General features: G+C 76.0%; 8 protein-coding genes and 1 pseudogene. 4 read left to right on the top strand and 5 right to left on the bottom strand.

Translation table 11 applies throughout. From position 1 onward, the window contains the following. Positions 1-121: 121 nt before the first annotated feature. Entirely contained in the window at positions 122-1255 is a 1134-nt protein-coding gene (locus tag ABTZ03_RS23415) for a hypothetical protein (RefSeq protein ID WP_350514996.1), read from the top strand. A gap of 70 nt (positions 1256-1325) precedes the next feature. Here the strand turns inward: ABTZ03_RS23415 and ABTZ03_RS23410 are convergent, their stop codons facing one another. Then, positions 1326-2477, bottom strand: a complete 1152-nt coding sequence (locus ABTZ03_RS23410) for a GTP-binding protein (RefSeq protein WP_350514995.1) — start codon at positions 2475-2477, stop codon at positions 1326-1328. Positions 2478-2566: 89 nt separating this feature from the next. On the opposite strand from ABTZ03_RS23410, the pseudogene ABTZ03_RS44275 reads away from it, so the two are divergent. Then, positions 2567-2716: pseudogene (locus tag ABTZ03_RS44275) on the top strand (Rid family hydrolase); the annotation flags it as partial. A 128-nt stretch (positions 2717-2844) separates the two neighbouring features. After that, positions 2845-3975, top strand: coding sequence for an FAD-dependent oxidoreductase (locus ABTZ03_RS23405; RefSeq protein WP_350514994.1), 1131 nt, complete (start codon positions 2845-2847; stop codon positions 3973-3975). 50 nt (positions 3976-4025) lie between these two features. On the opposite strand, the gene ABTZ03_RS23400 is transcribed toward ABTZ03_RS23405, so the two are convergent. Together ABTZ03_RS23400 and ABTZ03_RS23395 are read right to left on the bottom strand one after the other, a co-directional pair. Further along, positions 4026-4349 (bottom strand): hypothetical protein, encoded by a 324-nt coding sequence (locus ABTZ03_RS23400; RefSeq protein WP_350514993.1) that lies wholly within the window; start codon positions 4347-4349, stop codon positions 4026-4028. A 264-nt stretch (positions 4350-4613) separates the two neighbouring features. Continuing rightward, positions 4614-5537 (bottom strand): alpha/beta hydrolase, encoded by a 924-nt coding sequence (locus tag ABTZ03_RS23395; RefSeq protein ID WP_350514992.1) that lies wholly within the window; start codon positions 5535-5537, stop codon positions 4614-4616. Positions 5538-5581: 44 nt separating this feature from the next. Between ABTZ03_RS23395 and ABTZ03_RS23390 the strand changes: the two genes are divergently transcribed. Continuing rightward, complete coding sequence (locus ABTZ03_RS23390) at positions 5582-6058, top strand: MarR family winged helix-turn-helix transcriptional regulator (protein WP_350514991.1); 477 nt, start codon at positions 5582-5584, stop codon at positions 6056-6058. Positions 6059-6098: 40 nt separating this feature from the next. Here the strand turns inward: ABTZ03_RS23390 and ABTZ03_RS23385 are convergent, their stop codons facing one another. Together ABTZ03_RS23385 and ABTZ03_RS23380 are read right to left on the bottom strand one after the other, a co-directional pair. Further along, entirely contained in the window at positions 6099-7712 is a 1614-nt protein-coding gene (locus ABTZ03_RS23385) for an aspartate aminotransferase family protein (protein WP_350514990.1), read from the bottom strand. Positions 7713-7737: 25 nt separating this feature from the next. Further along, positions 7738-14202 carry an SDR family NAD(P)-dependent oxidoreductase gene (locus ABTZ03_RS23380; RefSeq protein WP_350514989.1) on the bottom strand — a complete coding sequence of 2155 codons (6465 nt, stop codon included), beginning with the start codon at positions 14200-14202 and terminating at the stop codon, positions 7738-7740. Positions 14203-14206 lie beyond the last annotated feature (4 nt).

Here is a 14206-nt window from a genome sequence, read left to right as displayed (position 1 = left end):
CTGGCGGATCTCCCGGACCACCTCGAACTGCCCACCGACCGGCCGCGGCCCGCGGGGGCGGGGCCCCGCGGCGCCGCCGGCCCGGCGGCCCCGGCCGCCGGACCCCTGGAAGGAAACCCCCTTGATCGGCATCATCGTGCTGGCCGTCGTCGGCCTGATCCTGCTGTTCCCGGTCGTCATGACCCGGCTGGCCAAGCGCAAGCTGGCCCAGCTGGAGCGGGCCAAGGCCACCATCGCCGGCCACGAGGCCCGGCTCGCCGCCGAGGACCGGGCGAAGAACACCATCGTCCCGGCCGAGCACGGGCTGCTGCCCGGCGCCGACCTGGTGACGGACGACGAGCCCGACGCCGAGGAGGCGGCCGCGCTGGCCGCCGCCAAGACCGGCGACTGGCGGCCCGCCGCCGCCCACCTCACCGCGGACGGCAGCGCCGACCTGCGCTGGCGGCGCCAGCGCGGGCTGGCCCAGCTGGCCGCCGAGGACGACACCTGGCTGCGCGCCTGGCGCGCCGAGCACCCGGACGACCCGACCGCCGCGCTGCTGCACGCGGACGCCCTGGTCTACCTGGCCTGGAACATCCGCACCGGCGCCCGGGCCAACCAGGTCAGCCGCGAGCAGTTCGACAGCTTCCACCGGGTCCTGCGGGAGGCCCACGAGGCCGCCGAGGCGGCCGTCGCGCTGGCCCCCGCCGACGACCCCAATCCCTGGGTGGTCCAGACCTCCATCGCGATGGGCCTCGGGTGGCCGAACGACCGCTTCCGGCAGCTCTGGGCCGAGCTGGTCAAGCGCGACCCGCACCACTGGGCGGCGCACACCCGGGCGCTGCAGTACTGGTGTGACAAGTGGCGCGGCAGCCACGAGCTGATGCACGGCTTCATCGACGAGGCGATCGCCGCCGCACCGGCCGGCAGCCTGCTCGCGCCGGTCAAGCTGGAGGCCTACTACGAGCAGTTCGGCCAGGACCGGGAGAAGCTCACCGCCTGGAAGCGGCCCGAGGTGGGCGCCGCCCTGGACGCCGCGCTCGCCGACCTGGCGGCCGCCGACCCCGGCCACCACCGGCTCCCGTACGCCCACGGCTGGCTGGCCTACGCCCTGACCCGGGCCGGGCGGCACACCGAGGCGCTGGAGCAGTACCGCGCACTGGGCCGGTACATCCCGCAGCCGTTCACCAACTTCAACGACCCCCGGCAATCCTTCATCGACCTGCGGATCGCCGCCGTCCAGGGCGCGGTGGCGGCGGCCCGCAAGGACAGCTGACCCGGACGGTTCGTGGGTTCGAGGGTCCGGCCGGGGGGTGCCCCAGCCGGACCCTCGATGCGTCGGAGCGTCAGACCGCGCAGGCGTCCTCGACCCCGTGGGCCACCCAGTCCGGGAACGGGTCCGCCGCGGGGTCGACCGGTTCGTCGGCGCCGAGGAGACAGTCGGCGAGCCGGGCGTGCAGGGCCTCGACCCGCAGGTCGGTGCCGATGAAGACCAGTTCCTGGCCCTGGTCCGGCGTGTGCACCCCGACCGGTTCGAACCGGGCCACCGAACCGGCCTGGGACCAGAGGCCGGTGAGCCTCGGCCGGGTGGCGAGCCGGAAGAACCCCTTGGAGCGCAGAACGCCTCCGTAGGCCCCGCCGTCCAGTCCCTCGGTGACGAACTCCCAGAGCCGGGCGGGGTGGAAGAGCCGCTCGGACCGGAAGACGGTGCTGGAGATGCCGTACTCCTCCGTCTCGGGGACGTGGTCGCCGTTGAGCTCGGCGACCCAGCCCGGGGCCTGCTGGGCGCGTTCGACGTCGAAGCGGCCGGTGCCGAGGAGTTCGGCGGGGTCCACCCGGCCGTGCCGGGCCGGGACGATCCGGGCCGAGGGGTTGAGCCGGGTCAGGGCGGCCCGCAGCCGTACCGCGTCCTCCCCGGCGACCAGGTCGAGCTTGTTGAGGACGATGACGTCGGCGAACTCCACCTGGTCGATCAGCAGGTCGCTGACCGTGCGCTCGTCGTCCTCGTACTGGTCCAGGCCACGCGCGGTCAGCTCGTCGCCCCGGGCCAGCTCGGGCAGGAAATTGGCGGCGTCCACGACCGTGACCATGGTGTCGAGGGCGGCGACCTCGGCGAGGGTAGCGCCGTCGTCGCGGGCGAAGGAGAAGGTCGCGGCGACCGGCATCGGCTCGGAGATGCCGCTGGACTCGATCAGCAGGTAGTCGAAGCGGCCGGTCCGGGCGAGCCGGTCGACCTCCTCCAGCAGGTCGTCGCGGAGGGTGCAGCAGATGCAGCCGTTGGTCATCTCGACCAGCCGCTCCTCGGTGCGGGACAGCTCGGCTCCCCCGTCGCGCACCAGCGCCGCGTCGATGTTGATCTCGCTCATGTCGTTGACGATCACCGCGACCCGCAGGCCCGCGCGGTTGTGCAGGACGTGGTTGAGCAGGGTGGTCTTTCCGGCGCCGAGGAATCCGGACAGGACGGTGACCGGCAGCGGGCGGTCGGCGGGCAGGGACACGGGAGCACATCCTGGTCACTCGGGGGCAAGATGAAAACGGATGTCATTTCACCACAGTCCACGTCCGCGCTCCACCCCGACCCCGGCGGCGGACCGACGTCGAGCACCGCGCGGCGCAGCGGCGCGGGCGGGCCGAGTGGGACGAGGGCTACACCCTGCACGTGGCGAAGGTGGAGCGGAGCCACGGGTTCGGCCGGGCGGAGGTCCCGTCGGGCCCGGTGGTCGGCCGAACCGGCTGAGCGTTGTGACAGCTGTCATGTCCGTTCGGTGACGGAGGGGGATGCCCTCCGGCCGCCCCGTTCGGCGAGGCTGACGGTGCAACGTTCGGTCGTCCGCTCGCGGACGCGATGAGGTGGGGAAGCGCGGCATGAGGGTGTTGGTGGCCGGTGGCGGGATCGGCGGGCTGTGCCTGGCGCAGGGCCTGGTCCGGGCCGGGATCGAGGTGCGGGTCTTCGAGCGCGAGGGCGGTGCGGACAGCCGCTACCAGGGCTTCCGGATCGGGCTGGACGAACCCGGGGCGAGCGCGCTCCGGGAGTGCCTGCCGCCCCGGCTGCACGGGCTGCTCACCGCGGTGACCGGGCCGCTGGCGGGCGAACGGCGCGTGGTGGACGAGCAGTTGAACGAGGTGCGGCGGCTCGGCCGGTCGGACGGGGGCACCGCCGCCGACCGGCACGTGCTGCGGCAGCTGCTGCTCTCCGGGCTGGGCGGGCGGGTGGAGTTCGGCCGGGCCGTGGTCGGGTACGCGGAGCGGGCGGACGGCCGGGTCGAGGCCCGGTTCGCGGACGGCACCTGCGCGGTGGGCGACCTGCTGGTCGGGGCGGACGGCGTGGGCTCGGCGGTGCGCCGGCAACTGCTGCCCGGGGCCGGGGTCGTCGAGCTCCCGGGCCGCTCGCTGCTCGGGCGCACCCCGATGACCGAGCGGCTGGCCGCCCTGGTGCCGGGGGCCGGGACGCTGGTGCACGGGCCGGGGGCGAGTCTGCTGGTCGGCCGGATGGAGTTCCGCCGGCCGCCGCGGCTGGCGGCCGCCGAGCTGGCGCCGGAGGTCGAACTGCCGGACGCCGCAAGCTATCTGCGCTGGGTGGCGGTGCTGCCCGAGCCGCTCACACCGGAGCCCGCGGACTGGGTGGAGGTGCGCGACCGGCTGCTCGGCCTGCTCGACGGCTGGCACCCCGACCTGGTCGAACTGGTCCGGCGCTCCGACGTGGGCAACAGCTCGCCGCTGACGATCCGCTACGCCGAGCCCGTCCCGCACTGGGGCACCGGTCCGGTCACCCTGCTCGGCGACGCGATCCACCCCATGCCGCCCAGCGCCGGCCAGGGCGCCAACCTGGCCTTCCGGGACGCCGCGCTGCTCTGCCGTTCACTCGCCGCCGTCCACCGCGGCGAGGCCGAACTGACCGCCGCCGTACGGGAGTACGAGCTGGTGATGCTGGAGCGCGGGTTCGCGGCGGTCGCCGACGGCCTGTCCCGGCTGGCGGAGTTCACCCCCGCCCGCTAGGGCGGCCCGGGACGGTGACGGGTGCCGTCGGCCCGGGCCGGCGGCACCCGTCACCGGACGATGCCCTTGCGGTGGGCGGTCAGCCGCGCGACCGCCAGCAGGAGGGTCGGCAGCCACACCAGCCCGAAGCCGACCAGCACCCCGGGCGAGTTGTCGTCGGCACTGACCAGGACCAGGCCCGCCGACAGGGCCAGCAGCACCGCGAACAGCGAGACCGGCACCCGGACCGCCCCTCGCAGCACCCCGCCCAGCAACCAGCGCGGCCCGCGCCGCATCCGGGTCAACGCCCGGCCCAGCCGGCGTTCGGCGCTCAGGCCGCGTTCGATCTCCGCCAGGATCAGCAGTTCCCGCCGGGACAACCCGGAGCCGTCCATCACCGCCACCTCCCACCGCGTGGCCGCCCGAGGCCGACCGCCCGCCACCTCCCGCGACGCGGGTGGGAACGGACCCGACGGGCCGCCGCCGTCGGCTCGGCTCCTCCCGCATCAGCGAACCGCGCAACCGGCCGACCGTAAAGCCTGCGCACAAGCCGAGGTTCGTGCTCTGTGGTTCCCCGGCGCGCACCGTCCGTATGCCGACGGCCGACCGATCGACCGATCGGGTCGAAGCGCCGGGCGCGGCGGGAGCCGGGGTGAGTGCTACTCCACCGGCGGGTGCGCCGGGCGCGCGGCGCGCAGACGCTGGGTGAGGAACAGGGCCGCGCGCTCCAGGGCCTCGTCCGCCTCGTCCAGGACGCCGGCGAACGCCTGGAAGACGTGCGGCACGTCGGCCGTGACGTCGAGGGCGACGTCCACTCCGGCCGACCGCGCGCGCACGGCGAGGCGGGTGGAGTCGTCCAGCAGGAGCTCGTTGGCGCCCACCTGGATCAGCATCGGCGGGAAGCCGGTCAGGTCGGCGAGGACGGCCGGGCTGAGCAGGGGCTGGTGCGGGTCGGCTCCGGCGAGGTACATGCCCCCGGTGTGTTCGAGGGCGGCACGGGTGAAGATCGGGTCGATGCCCTCCTTGGTCACCGTGCTCTCGCCGGTTCGGGTGGCGTCCAGGCCCGGGGAGAAGGCCAGGACGGCGGCCGGCAGCGGGAGACCCGCGTCGCGGGCGGCCAGACAGGTGGTCACGGTGAGGCCGCCGCCGGCGGAGTCACCGGCGAACACGATGGTCGACGGGTCCTCGCCGCTGTCGAGGAGGGCGCGGTAGGCGGCCAGGGTGTCGTCGATCGCGGCCGGGAAGGGGTGCTCGGGGGCCAGCCGGTAGTCCACCGAGAGAGCGCCGAAGCCGGTCCTGGCCACCAGGTTCCCGGTCAGGGACAGGGCGGTCTCGGGCGAGCCGAACACGAAGCCGCCGCCGTGGAAGTACAGGATCGTCCCGGCCCGGGGCCCGTCCTCCGGGTCGACCCGCAGGGCGGGTCGGTCGCCGAGCGTCGTCCAGCCGGTGCGGATGGTGTCGGGCACGGCCATCCGGGCCATCAGGGCCCGGAAGCCCGCCCGTAGTTCCTCGACCGACCGCGGCCCCTCGGGCTGCGGCCGTCGCAGCATCGCGTCGATCTCGGCGCGCTGTGCCTTGCTCATGGTTGTGCCTCCTGCTGGAAGTACCTTCCCGTACACTATATGCCGTGGAATATACATCGCCCGGCGGCCCGGTCGACCTGTCGGCCTTCTTCGCCGACCTCGTCCGCTGCGAGACCCGCCTCTACAACGCGCTGAACGACCGCCTCCGCGCACAACACGGCATCGTCACCTCGCAGTTCGAGTTCCTGCGCTTCCTGCGCGACCACCCCGGGGCCCGGGTGGCGGACCTCGCGGCCGAGTTCGCCATCGGCATCGGGGCGACCAGCAAGGGCGTCGACCGCCTGGAGAAGCAGGGCTGGGCCGTCCGGCAGCCCAACCCGGCCGACCGCCGCTCCTCGCTGCTGGCCCTGACCGAGGACGGCACCCGGCTGGTCGACGCGGCGGAGGAGACCTTCGCCGCCGGGCTGGCCGAACTGGTCGGCGGCGCGCTCGACGGCGCCTCGGCGCCCGCGGTCGCCGAGGCGCTCGGGCGGCTGCGCGCGGCGCTCGAACGGGACGGGACCGGCATGCCCACCGGCTGACGGGTCAGCGGGTGGGCATGCCGACTGCTGGACAGTCCGGTCAGCGGCTGAGCAGGCGTTCGCCGTCCTGGGCGCGGAGCAGCTCGCAGAGGGCCCGCAGGCCGGTCTCGGCCTGGTCGATCTGGGCGTCGGTGATCCGGACGGAGGGCTCGATCCGCAGGGTGGTGGTCGCGCTGGCGGTCGGGAAGACCCGCAGGGCGTGGGCGTGGAGCAGGTAGCCCGCGGCGGCGTAGCCCAGGACGTCGGCCCGGGACAGCTCGCGGAGCACCGGGGAGGAGGAGTCGGCCTGGTCGCGCAGTTCCAGGCCGATCATCAGCCCGCGGCCGCGCACGTCCACGACGACGTCCTTGAAGTCGTCGCGCACGCCCGCCAGCCGGGTCAGGATCCGTTCGCCGCGCTCGGCGGCCCGCCGGTACAGGGCGCCGCCGTCCGCCTCCAGCAGGTCGAGGGTGCGGGCGGCGATCAGGGTGGAGAAGGCGTCCTTGGCGTAGGTGGAACTGTGCAGCAGCTCGAACTCGGGCCGGTGGCGGGAGTGGTGGACCAGCATCACCGCGGCCTTGGCCAGGCCGCCGCCGAGGCTCTTGGCCAGGACGTAGTAGTCGCCGCGCAGGCCGACGGCCGAGCCGGCCAGGAAGGTGCCGGTGCGGCCCATGCCGCTCTGCACCTCGTCCACCACGATCGGGCAGTCCGCCTCGGCGCAGATCCGCTGCACCTCGCGCAGGTACCCGGCGGTGAGCGGCCGGACCCCGCCCTCACCCTGGACAGGTTCCAGCACCAGGGCGCACAGGCGCGGCAGTCGGTGCTCGACGACGTCCACGACGCCACCGGAAACGCTGGGGTCGGTGCCGCCGGAGTCGGTGCCGCTGGAAACGCCGAGGTCGGAGACGCTGAGGCCGAGCAGGGTCCGGCGTTCCTCGGCGATCACGGCGGCCAGGGCCTCCGGGTCCCCGGCGGGGACGAAGCGGCACGGGGTGGCCAGCGCGCGGAACGGCTCCCGGACGACCGGGTTGTGGGTCAGCTGGACGCTGCCGACCAGCTTGCCGTGGAAGCCCCCCGTCAACGCCAGCAGCACCGGCGGCTCCTCGGCCCGCGCCCGGTTGGCGTCGCCGACGGCGGCGGCCAGGGCCTCGAAGTCCCCGCCCTCGGCGAGCCGTCGGGCGGTCTCGGAGAGCCGCGCTCCGTCGCGTACGGCCCGCCGGGCCCGGGCGACGGACTCGTCGATCCGGGCACGCAGCGCGGCCGCCTTCGACCCGCGGTCCAGCTCGGCGTGTTTCACCGCGGCCTCGACCGCCTCGGCGCCGCTGTTGGCGAAGACGGCCCGGTACGGACCCGGGTCGCCCGTCTCCCGGTGGAGGATGTCGTTGAGCCGCCGGGCGACGGCCTCGGCGTACGGGTGCAGCGAGAACTGCGCGTGCACCGGCACCTGGGCGGCCAGCAACTCCTTTGCCAGCGCGGTGACTTCGGGGTGGTGGTGGCCGAGGATGGTCGCGCCGAAGCCGCCGACGAGGTCGAGCACCGGGAGCTCGCCGCCGTCGTCGCCGCGCCGGTAGAGGGTGTCGCCCTCGGCGCGGACGTACTCGACGGCCAGGCCCAGGGACTCCAGTTGCGTGCGGAGGAAGGGTTCGGCCAGGCCGGTGGTGTCCACGGGGTCCATCGGGGTGCCTCTCTCTGGGGGCCGGTCAGAACCGGGTGTCGATGAAGCGGAGGAGCTCGTCGTCGTCGGCGTCGGCGAGGTCCGCGGTCACGGCCGACACCTCCGAAGCCGCCGAAGCCGACACCGCCGGGGCCGGGGCCGAGGGCGTCCCGGCCTCCGGTTCCAGCTCTCGGAGCAGGGTGCGCAGCCGGGTGGCGAGCTCCACGCGGGCGGCTCCGTCCACGGTGGCGAGGGTGCGTTCCAGGGTGTCGAGGGCGGCGGCCGCCTCCCGCTGCTCCTGGACGGAGCCGAGCAGTCGGCCCAGTTGCTCGGCGACGGCGGCCGGGTTCGGGTGGTCGTAGACCAGCGTCGCCGGAAGCTTGGTGCCGGTCAGCTTGGACAGCCGCTCGCGCAGTTCGAGCGCCATCAGGGAGTCGAAGCCCGCGTACTCGAACGGCTCGTCGGCCGGGACCTGCTCGTCCTCGCCGAGCACCTCGGCCGCTGCCGAGCGGACCAGGTCCAGCAGGGCGGCCGGGTCGGCGGCGACCAGGCGCACGGCGTGCTGCTCCGCCGACGTACCGTGCGCGGACGCGGCCGGTGCGGGGTCGGCCAGGCCCCGGAGCAGCGCGGGGACGGGCGGCCGCAGCGCGGCGGTGTCCAGGGCGAGCGGCACCAGTACCGGTCGCCCGTCGGCGAGCCCCGCGTCGAACAGTCGCAGCCCCTCGGCGGGTCGCAGCGGCCGGACGCCGCTGCGGGCCAGCCGGGCGCGGTCCGCGCGGCCCAGACCGGCCGTCATGCCGCCTTCGCCCTCGGTGTCGGCCTCCCAGGAGCCCCAGGCCAGCGACACCGCGGGCAGGCCGGCGGCCCGCCGACGGGTCGCCAGGCCGTCCAGGTAGGCGTTGGCCGCCGCGTACCCGGCCTGACCCGCCGTACCCAGCACTCCGGCGGCGGAGGAGCAGAGCACCAGCGCGACGGGGACGGGGAGTTCGCGGGTGGCCTCGTCCAGCCAGCGGGCGGCGTCGGCCTTGGGGCGCAGCACGGTGTCCAGCCGCTCGGGGGTGAGCGAGCTCAGCACCGCGTCGTCCAGCACCCCGGCGGCGTGCACCACGACGGTCGGCGGCGCCTCGGCCGGGACGGCGGCGACCAGCGCGCGCACCTGGTCGCGGTCGGCGGCGTCGCACCGGACGACCTCGACGCGGGCACCCAACTCGGCCAGTTCGGTGCGGAGTTCGGCGACTCCGGGGGCGTCCGGGCCGCGCCGGGAGGCGAGCAGGAGGCGGCGCAGCCCGTGCCGGGTGACCAGGTGGCGAGCGATCAGCCGGCCGAGCAGGCCGGTGCCGCCGGTGATCAGCGCGGTGCCGGCCGGGTCCGGCACCGGGCCCTCCCCCGCTCCGTCCTCCGGGGCGGCCCGCTCCAGCCGGGGCACCCGGACGGCCTCGCCCCGACGGGCGAACTGCGGCTCGTCCGCCGCCACCACGCCGCCCAGGACGGCCGTGACCGCCCGGGCGTACTCCTCGGGGCCCGCAGCGGCGGGCAGGTCGAGGTCGGCGAGCAGCAGCCGGCCGGGGTGCTCGGTCTGCGCCGAGCGGACCAGGCCCCAGAGCGCGGCCTCGACCGGGTCCACCGGTTCGCCCGGCTCGGTGGCGACGGCCCGGCGGGTGGCGACGACCAGCCGGCGGTCCTCGTAGCGGGGTTCGGCGAGGAAGGTCCGTACGGCGGTCAGCACCCGGGCGGTCGAGTGCCGGAGCCGCTCGGCCTCGTCGGTACGGGCCTCCCCCGCGGGACGGGCCTCCTCCTCGGGACGGGCCGGGTCCTCGGGACGGGCCGGGTCCCCGACCTCTCCGGGCAGGAGCAGCGGCCAGGCCGGACCGTCCATGGGCACCGCCAGGTCGGCCACCGGCGTCACCGCCACGGCCGCCGAGCCCCGGGCGGGCAGGTCGCGCCAGACGACCCCGAGCAGCGCTTCACCGCCGCCGGGGGCCTGCGGCGCCTCCGGCCAGTACCGGTGCCCCCGGAACGGGTAGGTCGGCAGGTCGACCCGGCGTGCGCCGGGCGGCAGCAGCGGTGTCCAGTCGACCGGCACGCCCCGGACGAAGGCCTCCGCGAGCGATCGGGCGAACCGGTCCCGGCCGCCCTCGTCGCGGGTCAGCGTCCCGCACACCACGGCCGCCGGGCCCGCCCCGGCGTCGGCGAGCGTCGCCTCGATCGCCGCGCCCAGCACCGGATGGGCGCCGACCTCGACGAAGGCAGTGTGGCCCTCGGCCGCCAGGGCCCGGACCGCCACTTCGAAGCGCACCGGACGGCGCAGGTTGCGGTACCAGTAGTCCGGGCCGGGCGGGCCGGTGATCCACCCGCCGTCGACCGTCGAGTACCAGGGCACCGCGGGCGCCGACGACGGTGTGCCGCCGAGGAGTCGGAGCAGTTCCGGCTCCAGCTCCGCCACCTGGGCGGTGTGCGAGGCGTAGTCCACCGGGATCATCCGCACGTCGATCGCGCGCCGCGCCAGTTCGCCGTGGAACGCGCTGAGCGCCGCCGTCCCGCCGCCGACCACGGTGCGCTCCGGGCCGTTCACGGCGGCGATCTCGACGCCCGGGCCGCAGGCGCGGATCCAGTCCCGCACCCGCTGCTCGGACAGCGGCACGGAGAGCAGGCCGCCGCTGCCGGCCAGCCGCTCGCCGATGGCCCGGCTGCGCAGCGCGACCGTGCGGGCGGCGTCCGCCAGCGAGAGCGCCCCGGCGACGCAGGCCGCCGCGATCTCGCCCTGGGAGTGGCCGAGCACGGCGGCCGGGCGGACGCCGTAGGACTGCCAGAGCGCCGCGAGCGAGATCATCACCGCGAAGGAGACCGGCTGGGCCACGTCCACCCGGTCCAGCGGCGGCGCGCCGGGAGCGCCCTGGACGACCTCGGTGAGCGACCAGTCGACGTGCGGGGCGAGGGCCCGTTCGCAGGCCGCCATCCGCTCCGCGAAGACCGGCTCGCACTGCCACAACTCCCGTCCCATACCGGCCCATTGGGCGCCCTGGCCGGGGAAGACGAAGACCACGCCCCGGTCCGCCCGGTCGACCGGGGCGAGCCCGCTCACCAGGCCGGGCGCGGACTCGCCCTCGCCCGCGGCGAGGGCGCGCAGCGTCGCGCTGGCGTTCTTCGGCTCGGCCGCCAGGACGACGGCCCGGTGCTCGAACAGCGACCGCCCGGTCAGCGCGGAGAGCGCGGCGTCCTGCGGCCGGACCCCGGCGTCCAGCCGTTCGGCCAGCCGGCCGGCCTGGGCCGCCAGCGCCTCAGGTGTGCGTGCGGAGACGACCAGTGGAACCAGCGGCGCCGACTCCCCTTCGACGGCGGCCTCCTGGAGGTCGGGAGCCTGTTCCAGCACCACGTGGGCGTTGGTCCCGCTGATCCCGAAGGAGGAGACCGCGGCCCGGCGCGGGCGGTGCCGCTCGGGCCAGCGGACGGTCCCGGTGCGCAGCCTCACCGCGCCGCCGGACCAGTCGACCCGGCTGGTCGGCCGCTCGGCGTGCAGGCTGCGCGGCAGCACGCCGTGGCGCAGCGCCAGCACGGTCGCGACCACGCCGACGGCGCCGGCCGCCGCCTGGGTGTGGCCCAGGTTGGACTTCACCGAGCCCAGCAGCAGCGGTTCGGCACGGTCCGGGCCGTACGCGGCGATCAGCGCCTGGGCCTCGATCGGGTCGCCCAGCACCGTGCCGGTGCCGTGCGCCTCCACCGCGTCCACGTCGTCCGGGCCGAGCCCGGCGTCGGCCAGGGCCCGGCGGATCACCCGCTGCTGGGCGGGGCCGTTGGGCGCGGTCAGCCCGTTGGAGGCGCCGTCCTGGTTGACGGCGGAGCCGCGCACCACCGCGAGCGGGCGGCGGCCGGCCCGGCGGGCGGCGGAGAGCCGTTCCAGGACGAGGACGGCCGCGCCCTCGGCCCAGCCGGTGCCGTCGGCGCCCTCCGCGAAGGGCTTGCACCTCCCGTCGGGGGCGATGGCGCGCTGGCGGGAGAACTCGACGAAGGCGTCCGGCGTGGCCATCACCGTCGCACCGCCGACCAGGGCCGTCGCGCACTCCCCGGCCCGCAGTGAGCGCAAGGCCAGGTGCAGCGCCACCAGCGAGGAGGAACAGGCGGTGTCCACCGCCACCGCCGGGCCGTGGGTGCCGAGGACGTACGCGACCCGGCCGGCCGCCATGCTGGTCGTACCGCCGGTCACCCGGTAGCCGTCGGCCGCGCGGGAGACCGGGACCCGCTCGGTGTAGCCGTTGGCGAACACCCCGGTGAACACGCCGACGTCCTGGCCGCGCAGGGCGGACGGGGCGATCCCGGCCCGCTCCAGCGCCTCCCAGCTGGTCTCCAGCAGCAGCCGCTGCTGGGGGTCCATCGCGGCCGCCTCGCGCGGGGAGATGCCGAAGAACTCGGCGTCGAACAGCGCGGCGTCGCGCAGGAAGCCGCCGTGCCGGGTGTCGGAGCGGCCGGGGGCCTCCGGGTCGGGGTCGGCGAGGGTGGCGAGGTCCCAGCCGCGGTCCTCGGGGAAGGCGGTGACGGTGTCGCGTTCCTCGGTGAGCACCTGCCAGAGGGCCTCGGGGGTGGTGAGGCCGCCGGGGAGCCGGACGGCCATGCCGGTGATCACCACCGGGTCGTCCTCGGGTGCCCTCGGGGGGATCGGCGGTTCATCCGGCGCGGCGGTCCCGCCGAGGCGGGCGCGCAGCAGCGCGACCACGGCCGCCGGGGTCGGGTGGTCGAAGACCAGCGTCACGGGCAGCGTCAGCCCGGTGGCCGCGGCCAGCCGGTCGCGCAGCAGGACGGCCCTGAGCGAGTCCACGCCGAGCTCGGCGAAGCTCGCGGCGCCGTAGCGGCGGCCGGGCGGGAAGCCGAGCGCCGCCTCGGTGGCGGCCGCGACCAGGTCGGCCAGGCCGTCCGGGGTGGTTGCACCGTCCCGGCCGGTCGGGGCGCCCGCCGTCACCGGATCGGCGGACTCCGCGGCGGCCAGCAGCTCCCGCAGGGCGGCCGGGTCGGCCTTCCCGGCGCCGTTGCGCGGGAGCTCGGCGACCAGGTGCAGCCGGACCGGGAGCTTGTGGGGCGCCAGCCGGGCCGCGCCGAACTCCCGTACCTCCTCCAGGGTCGGGGCGGCGCCGGGCTCGGCGGCGGCCACCGCCACCACGCTCTCGCCCCACTCCCGGTGCGGGGCGCCGAGGACGGCGACCTCCCGCAGGCCGGGGCAGTCGGCCAGCACCCGTTCGACCTCGGCGGGGTAGACCTTCTCACCGTTCTGGATGATCACGTTCTTCAGCCGGTCGACCAGGTACAGGCAGCCGTCGACGTCCAGTCGGCCGAGGTCGCCGCTGTGGAACCAGCCGTCGCCGTCCCGGAGCGCCTCCTCGCCGCGCCAGTAGCCGGGCGAGACGTGCTTGCCGCGCACCCACACCTCGCCCGGCCGGTCCGGCCCGGTCACCTCGGCGCCGGTCTCCGGGTCGACGATCCGCAGCTCGGTGAAGGGCATCGCCCGGCCCGCCGAACCCGCCTTGGCGACGGTGAGCTCCGGGGGCAGGTAGCTGGCGAAGCAGGCGGTCTCGGTGAGCCCCCAGGCCTGTTGCAGCATCACCCCGCGCGCCGCGTAGTCCCGGACCAGCCCGGCCGGCACCGGCGCGCCGGCCACCACGGCGCCGCGCAGCGCGGACAGGTCGGCCGCGGCGAAGCCGGGCTGACGGGCCAGCAGGGCGAACATCGAGGGGACCGCGAAGAAGGTGTTGACCTTGAGTTCGACCAGGTCGCGCAGGGTCCGCTCGGGGTCGAAGCGGCGGCGGAGCACGGTGGTGCCGCCGTGGCCGAGGTTGCGCAGGGTGAAGCAGTTCAGCCCGCCGATGTGCGACAGCGGGGTGACCACCAGGTTGACGTCCTCCTCGCGGGTGGCCAGCGCGGCGTCGACGTTGGCGGCGTTCCACCAGAGGTTGCCGTGGGTGAGTCGGACGCCCTTGGGCCGACCGGTGGTGCCCGAGGTGTACAGCAGGACGGCGAGGTCCTCGGCGTCCAGCGGCGCGGGGTCTCGCGGCGGCCGCGCGGCGGCGGCCAGCGCGGGCGCGAGCGGCGTCCACCGGGGGTCCGGGTCGTCCCGGTCACCCGGCGGGGCGGCCGGGTCGTCGTCCACCAGCAGCAGGCGCGCCCCGCACCCCCGGTCGACCAGTGGCGCGTGCCCCGGTTCGGCCAGCACGGTGTGCGGCTCGCAGTCCCGCAGCAGCTCGGCCACCTCGGCGGCGCCGAGCCGGTGGTTGACCGGGACGAGGGCGGCGCCCAGCCAACTGCAGGCGAGGTAGGCGACCAGCAACGTCGGGTTGTTCAGCCCCAGGTAGGCGACCCGGCACCGGGCCGTCACCCCGCCCTCGGCGAGCACCTCGGCGAGGTGTCCGGCCCGCTGCAGCAACTCGGGGTAGCCGATGGCGGTTTCCTCGTAGTGCAGGGCCGGACCGGCTCCGGGCCGCCGGGCCGCACGGCGCAGCGCGTCGATCGGGGTGATCTCCAGATGCATGGTC

This window comes from Kitasatospora sp. NPDC096077, assembly GCF_040303245.1.
Taxonomy (GTDB): domain Bacteria; phylum Actinomycetota; class Actinomycetes; order Streptomycetales; family Streptomycetaceae; genus Kitasatospora.
This window is presented reverse-complemented; position numbering and strand designations above follow the sequence as displayed.

Excerpts from the sequence above, each read along its gene's own strand:
- ABTZ03_RS23380 (WP_350514989.1), bottom strand. The coding sequence starts at position 14,202 with ATGCATCTGGAGATCACCCCGATCGACGCGCTGCGCCGTGCGGCCCGG.
- ABTZ03_RS23400 (WP_350514993.1), bottom strand. The coding sequence starts at position 4,349 with ATGGACGGCTCCGGGTTGTCCCGGCGGGAACTGCTGATCCTGGCGGAG.
- ABTZ03_RS23395 (WP_350514992.1), bottom strand. The coding sequence starts at position 5,537 with ATGAGCAAGGCACAGCGCGCCGAGATCGACGCGATGCTGCGACGGCCG.
- ABTZ03_RS23405 (WP_350514994.1), top strand. The coding sequence starts at position 2,845 with ATGAGGGTGTTGGTGGCCGGTGGCGGGATCGGCGGGCTGTGCCTGGCG.
- ABTZ03_RS23385 (WP_350514990.1), bottom strand. The coding sequence starts at position 7,712 with ATGGACCCCGTGGACACCACCGGCCTGGCCGAACCCTTCCTCCGCACG.